This window comes from Trichocoleus sp. FACHB-262, assembly GCF_014696035.1.
Taxonomy (GTDB): domain Bacteria; phylum Cyanobacteriota; class Cyanobacteriia; order FACHB-46; family FACHB-46; genus Trichocoleus.
Genome location: NZ_JACJPK010000115.1, coordinates 1 through 7,884 on the forward strand (window position 1 = coordinate 1; position 7,884 = coordinate 7,884).

Annotated in this window: 8 protein-coding genes; 5 read left to right on the forward strand and 3 right to left on the reverse strand. The window is 46.1% G+C overall.

Annotated elements, in window-relative coordinates:
* Positions 1–15: 15 nt before the first annotated feature.
* The gene (locus H6F68_RS28655; protein ID WP_199300455.1) at positions 16–336 is read right to left on the reverse strand and encodes a hypothetical protein; all 321 of its coding nucleotides are present in this window, start codon (positions 334–336) and stop codon (positions 16–18) included.
* A gap of 1,278 nt (positions 337–1,614) precedes the next feature.
* Entirely contained in the window at positions 1,615–1,800 is a 186-nt protein-coding gene (locus H6F68_RS27935) for a hypothetical protein (RefSeq protein WP_190564165.1), read from the reverse strand.
* Between the two features lie 404 nt (positions 1,801–2,204).
* Here H6F68_RS27935 and H6F68_RS29925 point away from each other — a divergent pair, with 404 nt between their 5' ends.
* From H6F68_RS29925 to H6F68_RS27960, 5 genes are all read left to right on the forward strand, one after another.
* The gene (locus tag H6F68_RS29925) at positions 2,205–2,648 is read left to right on the forward strand and encodes a response regulator transcription factor (RefSeq protein ID WP_399315324.1); all 444 of its coding nucleotides are present in this window, start codon (positions 2,205–2,207) and stop codon (positions 2,646–2,648) included.
* Positions 2,649–2,988: 340 nt separating this feature from the next.
* On the forward strand, positions 2,989–3,186 hold the full coding sequence (locus H6F68_RS27945; RefSeq protein ID WP_190564167.1) for a hypothetical protein: 198 nt from the start codon (positions 2,989–2,991) through the stop codon (positions 3,184–3,186).
* A gap of 689 nt (positions 3,187–3,875) precedes the next feature.
* Positions 3,876–4,772, forward strand: a complete 897-nt coding sequence (gene phnD, locus H6F68_RS27950; RefSeq protein ID WP_190564169.1) for a phosphate/phosphite/phosphonate ABC transporter substrate-binding protein — start codon at positions 3,876–3,878, stop codon at positions 4,770–4,772.
* 73 nt (positions 4,773–4,845) lie between these two features.
* Positions 4,846–6,744, forward strand: coding sequence for a sensor histidine kinase (locus H6F68_RS27955; protein WP_190564171.1), 1,899 nt, complete (start codon positions 4,846–4,848; stop codon positions 6,742–6,744).
* A gap of 157 nt (positions 6,745–6,901) precedes the next feature.
* A complete protein-coding gene (locus H6F68_RS27960) occupies positions 6,902–7,315 on the forward strand; it encodes a hypothetical protein (RefSeq protein ID WP_190564173.1) in 414 nt (137 codons plus the stop codon).
* Positions 7,316–7,413: 98 nt separating this feature from the next.
* Here H6F68_RS27960 and H6F68_RS27965 read toward each other — a convergent pair whose 3' ends face one another.
* The gene (locus H6F68_RS27965) at positions 7,414–7,605 is read right to left on the reverse strand and encodes a hypothetical protein (protein ID WP_190564175.1); all 192 of its coding nucleotides are present in this window, start codon (positions 7,603–7,605) and stop codon (positions 7,414–7,416) included.
* Positions 7,606–7,884: the final 279 nt, after the last annotated feature.

Consider the following 7,884-nt stretch of genomic DNA (forward strand, 5'->3'; position numbering starts at 1 on the left):
CGAGCAAGTGGTAGATTAGCTCTTGGGCGTGGGCAAGAATATCCATTGTTCTTGCAGAGTATTGGTTTCACGCCCCTTCTTCTCACCTTTCAAGCCTTGGTGCAAGATGTGAGTACTGTAAACGCCTTCCTGGTTGGGAATAGTCGTGCCGTAAGTTGTCGCAATGGCATAATTCTTCAGCCCTTGAAAGCTGAGCCCCTCACCCTTACCTTCTGTATAAAAATCACTTAGCTTAGTGCCAATTTGTCCTTGTTGAATTTGCTTCGCGATCGCCGCAGCGCGAGCAGGTTCCCAACCCATCCCATCACCAATCATGATAATGACGTTCTTAGCCATACAAATTTCCGTGATCCGTGATTAGAGTAAAAAACGAGAGTGCCTCTAAAAAATAAAAATGATTTTTTACTTAGAGTTAGAGGAATTCCAATCGCAACTTTGATTTGATAGGTGCCTACCCTGAGAAATAAGCCCCATGCAAAAATTGACACTCAGAAATTAAGAAGCTTTTAAGCGCGATTTAAGTAGTGATGAATTAAGGCTAGAACTAGCGCAATGTTTCTAAATCTATATCAATGGAGGAACAATCAGTTCGAATCTGCAATGACGAGCTGAAATCCATCAAAATGTAGACGTATTGCTTTTTATACAAATATCTTCAAGACTATTTCTTAGCTAGAAATAAGTAATGCACTGAGCCTTTCAAATACGTTAAAAGATTTGTCATTATTATTCTATAAAAACATATGATTTGAGCAGATAAATACTAAGTGTATTGCTCAAAAAATAAGTAAGTTTATATACCCAGAAATAGATCAATATGCTATTGTTTTACTAAAAAATTTTCTTATAATTAACAAAAATTAGAAGCCCCTTAAAAAGGGATGAAGGTCAGCTTTAATGCTGTGCCTCCCTCAAAACGAGCGCTTAGACTTACGATGGTAGAGCAGGCTCAACTTACTTACGTTAGGTCACGATATGTCAGCTCAAGGACCCACAAGCGGCGAAGCAAAAGAAGCTTATAAACTAGCTTTGTTTCAGGCCGCCGAAAAAGCAGCCAGGATAGTTGAAGAATCTTTGTCTTCTAGCGAGACTGACACTTCTGAGAAATCCAAGAAAGCTGAGGTTAAGAGGGCACTGGAGTTACTGGCCATTGTAGAAGGAGGGGAGTCAGTTCAGAGCGGCGATTCTCTTTCAAGCACAACTCTGTCACTCTAAACAACGCAATTCTTGAAATCGCTTTAGATTAGCTGCGTTTGTAATTCTGCATCAAACTTGTAGTGCATCCCGTTTCTCGGTTAGCGCGATCGCTCTTAGATCACTGTTTACGCGATTGATAATGTCAGTTTATTGTCATTCGCTGCTACTAGGCTTGCTTCCACGGAGCGTGGTTTTCACCTTCTGTGACGCTGAGTTCAACAGCTGTTGCATTCCAGGTAAACCCTTGCTTGCGGATTTGGGAAGATACTGGAACAGCTCTTTCGCTCAAAGGAAGTAAAACTACTAGTAGGGCGATCGCTTACCTTCCAGAACTTGGTTGTCACACGACACCTAACAGCTCCCCAGCTTGCAGAACCAACCAGCAATAGATGGTTGCACGATGAAAAAACAAACGATTTAACTGAGTTCCGGTTTCAGCCATAAGAGGGCACCGACTAAAACTCTTTGTCGTTGGCAGTCTACTTCCGTCACAGCCCAGTGAATCGGCTCTCCCTGCTTTTGCAATTCAGCCTCAATCACTCGTTCCAGTTCTAAAGCTGAATCCTGTAAGATCACTTCTATGGTGATTAAGCAGCTAGTCATACTCTGCCCTTCTAGTTACTGCTCATTGCCACTATTGTATGGTTAGCCCTCTGGCTCCAGACGCAACTGAAGAAGGATTTCACTCTTCACTCACTTAGCTAGGCTGACGACTCATCTTAGATTTCTGCTCTCTCACTACCTGGCTTGAGCCAACGACTTCATTTCAACTCCACCGCTTTTATGCATTCACCCGAAGCTCTTGTCCTTTCACAGCCCCCTCAGCACTCTAGGATTCTGTTGGTTGAAGATGAAGGAGCCATTCGGGACACAGTCGCTCTGGCCTTGAAAGCAGAAGGATTTCAAGTCGTAGCAGTAGAAGTCGGGAAGCTCTCGAATGGCTTCAGTACGCTACACCTAAACGACGGGAAGGAGACGAACCATTCGATCTTATTATTCTGGACCTCATGCTACCGTTCATTAGTGGATTGGATGTGTGTCGTTTCATTCGCCAGCAGAGCCATTCGACGCCAATTCTCATCCTCAGTGCGAGAACGGCAGAAGCTGATATTGTCGTGGGATTAGAAGTGGGGGCTGACGATTATTTGACCAAGCCCTTTAGTCTCAGGGAACTCATTGCCCGGTGTCGAGTTTTGCTGCGTAATTATCAGGGTTTTGTTGTTAAACCCAAAGAACAAGTCCTGAGATTTCAAGACCTAGCTCTAGACCGTCACCAGTGTCGGGTCACACTACGAGGGAAAGAAGTCACACTCTCCCCGAAAGAGTTTGGGCTTTTGGAGATATTCATGAAGCATCCAGGTCGAGTCCGATCGCGCGAGGATTTACTGGAGCAGGTTTGGGGGTTGGACTTCATGGGAGATTCCAAAACCGTGGATGTCCATATTCGTTAGCGAGAGAAAAAATAGAGACTGACCCTAGCAGCCCTCAATACATCCTCACAGTCCGAGGGTTTGGCAATCGACTTGGTTAATTGTTGAAGTCGCGATGTCAGCCTCAGCACCGAACAGGCATCGAAAACGAATAAACTTACCATATTCTCTTTATTTAGACAGAGAATAGACTAGCCGAACATCTTTAAGCTTGCTAACAACCAAACTCGTTGGACGGTAAAAGTGGAAGATGAAATAGAGAAGCTATTAGCGCAACAAGCTGAAACAATCGCAAGACTCAAGGACTTGCTGGGCCAGATTCGCGGTCTTGTGAGCCGATTTCAAGCCCTTAAGCAAGAAAATGAGTTACATCACCCCTTTTGTGGTTGTTGCAACGAGCAACAAGGCAAGTAGCGCTCAGCGAGTAGGAACGGATCCACTAGCGATCGCCCCTCAAGTTGCAGCTCTGACACCTCTAGATAACGTTGAACTGCCTGCAAGCTTCGATGCCAGGATATCTCTTAATCACCCGCAGCGGTATCCCGCGCTACTCATCTGAGTTAAAGCCGTGTGTCTGAAACTGTGAGCGCTAACTCTCAACAGTCCCAAGCGATTGCAGTATTTTGATCAGGCTTTTCACTTAATGAAACCAGATGATATCCGGCGTCACTTGGGGACACAACTGAAATAAAAACAATGGCTCCTCACCATTATTAATGACTCCATGCACACAGCCCATAACTCTCAGGATGGGCAGCACCTTCCATCAGCAGGAACAGCGCCACTTTCAGGTGCCTTGACCTGAGATTGTGCCATTAACTGGCCTCATACATTGTTTCAGCCGTAACTAACAAAAGTTTCGCAATCAATCGCCCTCCCTTCCAGCTTCGCCTTGGTATAGTAATGAAGAAATTTCGGTCACTAAGGCTAGAAAGCTTATAACTAAAAGCTTTCAGCCGTTGGCTCAACTAGATACTTAATGGCTCAAACTGTCTGGCTTTTGACTGTTTCTGGTGTAAAGGTAGCGAAAGGATACCGTTGATTACTTCCAGCGACGAGGGGAATAATCTCATCAGCCGAGACGTTTCTAGAGCGTCATTATCTGCGTTTAGAAACGTCTCGGCTGATGAGGTTTGAGTGCTGATGGATGAACTTACACCAGTTTCGTTTCCACTTCTTTCAGCCGTCCCGTTGCTAATCAAGCGCAAAGTTTGGGTACTTTTATGGAGTATTGGAGCGGCCAAAACTATGAAACGTCGTCATTTCCTCTGCACTAGCTTATTAGCTGTTGCTGGTTGTACGACCGCCACGCGCACCTCAACGAAGCAAGCTTCTACGTTAAAAACGATCAGCCAACCGGAGAAACTGCGCTTTGCAGTATCAGATGTGAAAGGACTTGAGGATTTGCAGAAAGACTATGGAGCCTTGCAGACTCTCCTAGAGGAAATCTTAGAGAAGAAAATTGAATTTTTTCCTGTAGAAAGCTACATTGCTGCTGCTTCTGCACTTCAGCTTAATCAGGTTGATTTGGTGTTTACGGGTCCATCAGAATATGTTGTGATGCGTGCCAGAACAAAGGCCATTCCGATCGTCGCGATCGAGCGTCAGAAGTATTACTGTGTCATTGCAACACAAGTAGGCAGCGGGATTCAGTCGGTTGCAGGGTTAAAAGGTGGTCAGACGATCGCCCTGTGGGACGTTGGTTCAACCAGTGGTCACTTAGGACCAACCAAACTACTGATTGATGCCGGCTTAGATCCCAAAACAGACCTCAAAATTCAGTTTTTGGGCAAGCAAGGATTACCGGCGCTTCAGAACGGCACCGTTGCTGCTTGGGGTGGCTCGGTCAGCCGCTATGACAAGTTTCTCAAGTCTAACGGACTGTCTGAAAAGGACTTTCCGATTCTGGCTAAGGGTCCTACCTTACCGGCTGATCCGTTTGTGGCAAGCAGTCAGCTCGATCCAGCTTTTGTGGGGCAAATTCAGCAGCGACTATTGCAAAATCAGAACCGGATATTGAAGGCGATCGCCCCTGCGGATGGCAACAAATTTGAGGGGGCCAAGATGGTGCAGGTGAATGACACCGACTACAACATGATTCGTGATGTTTATAAAGCCATTGGACAGGGCAACTCTGTTTCTTGATCGAGACCACTTTTTACCATCTTGCTTAAATGCCAACTCCGCTGCCTGCAACCAGCTATAAGGCTAGCTTTCTATGCTATTTCAAGCAATCCAACGTTTTGTAAAAAGAACGGACAGCCCTTCTGTACTTTCCTCCATTGAGTACACTCAACAAACGCCTTTGCTCAAACGGCTGAGCCAGCATTGGAGCGTTGCACACAAAATCAGTGCTGGCTATGCTTTGTCAATTGGGATAGCTATCTTGGGCACAACCATTGGGTTGGTGAGCGGAAATTACTATCAGGGAAAAGCCCAGCAAGAACAAGCGCTTACAAGCCAGCAGCAACACCTTTTGAGTGAGCTAGAGAACACGGTTAATCTGATTAGGATTCATCCGCAACGGCTGATGGGGGTGCTGGGAGAATCGGTCTGGTTTGACTATGAAAGAACTAAGTTTCTGGGTTCAATGAATCAGGTGAAAGCCCTGCTCGTCGAATTTGAGTCTTTCACCGACCAACATGCTGCTGCATTAGCGATTGATGCCCAAGCATCAAAGGACTTAGCAAAAAGTTATACCGTTCACATTGAGGCTTATCGGCAACTGACAGAACTTCTGTGGCAGCAGTTGCAGCCTACAGATTTAACGGCAACAGAAATAGCCGCCGCACAACAACAGCTTCTAGCGTCGCTAACAAACCCGTCCTTCAGCAAAACCAACATTGAGCTAGACCGATTGACCGAGAGCTTGACTCGGCTTAAAGCTGATGCCAAAGCGCAACATGAGCAAGCGATCGCTCAGGTGGCACAAGCTGAAGCACTGCGGATGCAAATTGTCGTAGGCAGTATGCTGTTGTCTGTGGTCATGGCAGTAAGACTAGCGGTCACTACTTCACGCGCGATCGCCCGCCCGCTTCAATCAGTGACCGAGTTTGCTAAAGCAGTGGTTCAAGAGTCTAACTTTAAGTTGCAAAGCCCAATTAGCACCCAGGATGAAGTAGGGTCACTGGCAACGTCATTGAATCAATTAGTGCAGTGGGTTGGAGAATACACCAGTGCCTTAGAGCAAGCTCGTCAGACAATGGAAAAGCGGGTTGAGGAGCGTACGCAAGATTTAACTGAAGCCCTGCAAGAACTTAGACAAACTCAATCCCAATTGATTCAAAGTGAGAAAATGTCTAGTTTGGGTCAGCTAGTGGCTGGTATTGCCCATGAAGTCAACAATCCCGTCAGTTTCATTCACGGAAATCTCAAACACGCTGATGAATACTCCCAGAATTTGTTGGGGTTGATTCAACTCTATCGGCAACAAAACTCACATCAAACGGTGGCTGTGCAAACATACGTTGAGGCGATCGACTTAGATTTTATTGAGGAAGATCTGCCTAAGCTCTTTGCCTCTATGAAAATGGGGACGGAACGCATTCGGCAAATTGTATTGTCATTGCGCAATTTTTCTCGGCTAGACGAAGCCGAAATGAAACCTGTTGATATTCACGAAGGCATCGAAAATACACTGCTCATCCTCGATAATCGTCTGAAGCAAGGCATTCACTTGACTAAGGAGTATGGAGCTTTGCCATTGGTAGAATGCTATCCAGCCCAGCTTAATCAAGTATTCATGAATTTGATTGCAAACGCGATCGACGCATTGGAAGAATACCAGGTGACCGATAAAGCATGCAGTATGGACAACGCTCAAGCCTCAGTTTTCCATGCCCAGCCCTCAGTCCCTAGCATCACCATTTGCACAGAGCAAGTAGATCAGCATCACGTTTCTATTCAGGTTTGTGATAACGGTTCAGGCATGTCACCTGACGTTCAAGCGAAACTTTTTGATCCTTTTTTCACAACAAAATCGATTGGTAAAGGCACAGGGCTGGGTCTCTCTATTTGCTACCAGATTATTGAAAAGCATCGAGGAGAAATTAAGGTAATTTCGGAAGTGGGACAGGGCACAAAGTTTGTCATTTTGCTGCCGCTGCAAGGGGTATGACATTGTTCTTGCGACTTGGAAAGTTAGGCTCAAAGAGATAAGAGTTCTAAGCAGGCATGATCACCCTGCTTGACTGACAAAACTAAGAAGCTGGGAAGCGAGTGAGAACACTGAACTCGCGCTTAAATGCGTGATATTCAATGTTGACTGTTGAAGGATGCACAGACTTATCTATAGCGAGTGGCTAAGCTTCAAGCTGACTGTCTTATTGGGGGTACTTTCCGATTTATCGTTGGCTTACATGACCTTGACGGCAGTCGTTGGAGCAGCGACAGGGCTATATTTTGCCCTCTTGCTCGGTTTTGTGGTCTACCGCTTGGGAAACTCTAGGAACGATGATGAAGCAAATTTGATTCTCTCTTGTACACTAGGGGGTTGGCTTGTTACCCTCTTACCGCTGGTCTTGGTAGCTAGCGTCGCAGTTTTTTGCAACCAGGAACCTGCGAGTTGCAGTTATCCCGTTTCATCTTCCGTAGCTGGCTGGGCCGTTTTAGCCGTTGGGACTGTCCCGTTTTTAGGGGCCGTCCTAGGAGCAGTGACATACTGGCGATCGCTAAGAAGGCGGCAATAGACAGAGTGAGAACTCACCAGTTTAGGCATCCTACAGACCTGCTAAAGCTTGAAATTTTACAAAACTGAGGATAGCCCGGTTAAGCGACCTTGACTGCGTCACTTCAACCACAATCGACACACTTCATCCACAAGTTGCTGCTCTTCAGCCGTCAATAACTCATCTGGTGTATTAGCAGCCAGAAGCTTAGCAACTTGTGCGGCCCGGCCCTCAGGTATGGCTCGATGAATTAGTTCGACCTGAAATAGAAGTTCTTTACCCTCCGTTGACCAACTAAACTCGTTTAACATGAACCAATCCAATCCGGAACAGGCAACTCCACGAACTGCTATTCATCCTTGCTGATCCCCTCAGAGGAGCAATCTTGCCTAAGGAGGAAACTGCGGGGGTTACTTCTGTGCCACAGCAATGCTTTTAGGACAAGGAATCGAACTAGAGAAGCTATTAGGGGATAGCGTTAAACTCAGCGGAGCAGTCACCCACTCCGCTGGTCTGCAAAACCGTGCATGAGACTTGTCGCCTCACACGGCTCCTCAACAACTGGGTGCTTGTCATGCACACCTGAATGA

Coding starts and splice junctions, on each gene's coding strand:
- H6F68_RS27945 (WP_190564167.1), top strand. CDS start 2,989: ATGAGTTACATCACCCCTTTTGTGGTTGTTGCAACGAGCAACAAGGCA.
- H6F68_RS27935 (WP_190564165.1), bottom strand. CDS start 1,800: ATGACTAGCTGCTTAATCACCATAGAAGTGATCTTACAGGATTCAGCT.
- H6F68_RS27955 (WP_190564171.1), top strand. CDS start 4,846: ATGCTATTTCAAGCAATCCAACGTTTTGTAAAAAGAACGGACAGCCCT.
- phnD (WP_190564169.1), top strand. CDS start 3,876: ATGAAACGTCGTCATTTCCTCTGCACTAGCTTATTAGCTGTTGCTGGT.
- H6F68_RS27960 (WP_190564173.1), top strand. CDS start 6,902: ATGCACAGACTTATCTATAGCGAGTGGCTAAGCTTCAAGCTGACTGTC.
- H6F68_RS29925 (WP_399315324.1), top strand. CDS start 2,205: ATGCTACCGTTCATTAGTGGATTGGATGTGTGTCGTTTCATTCGCCAG.
- H6F68_RS27965 (WP_190564175.1), bottom strand. CDS start 7,605: ATGTTAAACGAGTTTAGTTGGTCAACGGAGGGTAAAGAACTTCTATTT.
- H6F68_RS28655 (WP_199300455.1), bottom strand. CDS start 336: ATGGCTAAGAACGTCATTATCATGATTGGTGATGGGATGGGTTGGGAA.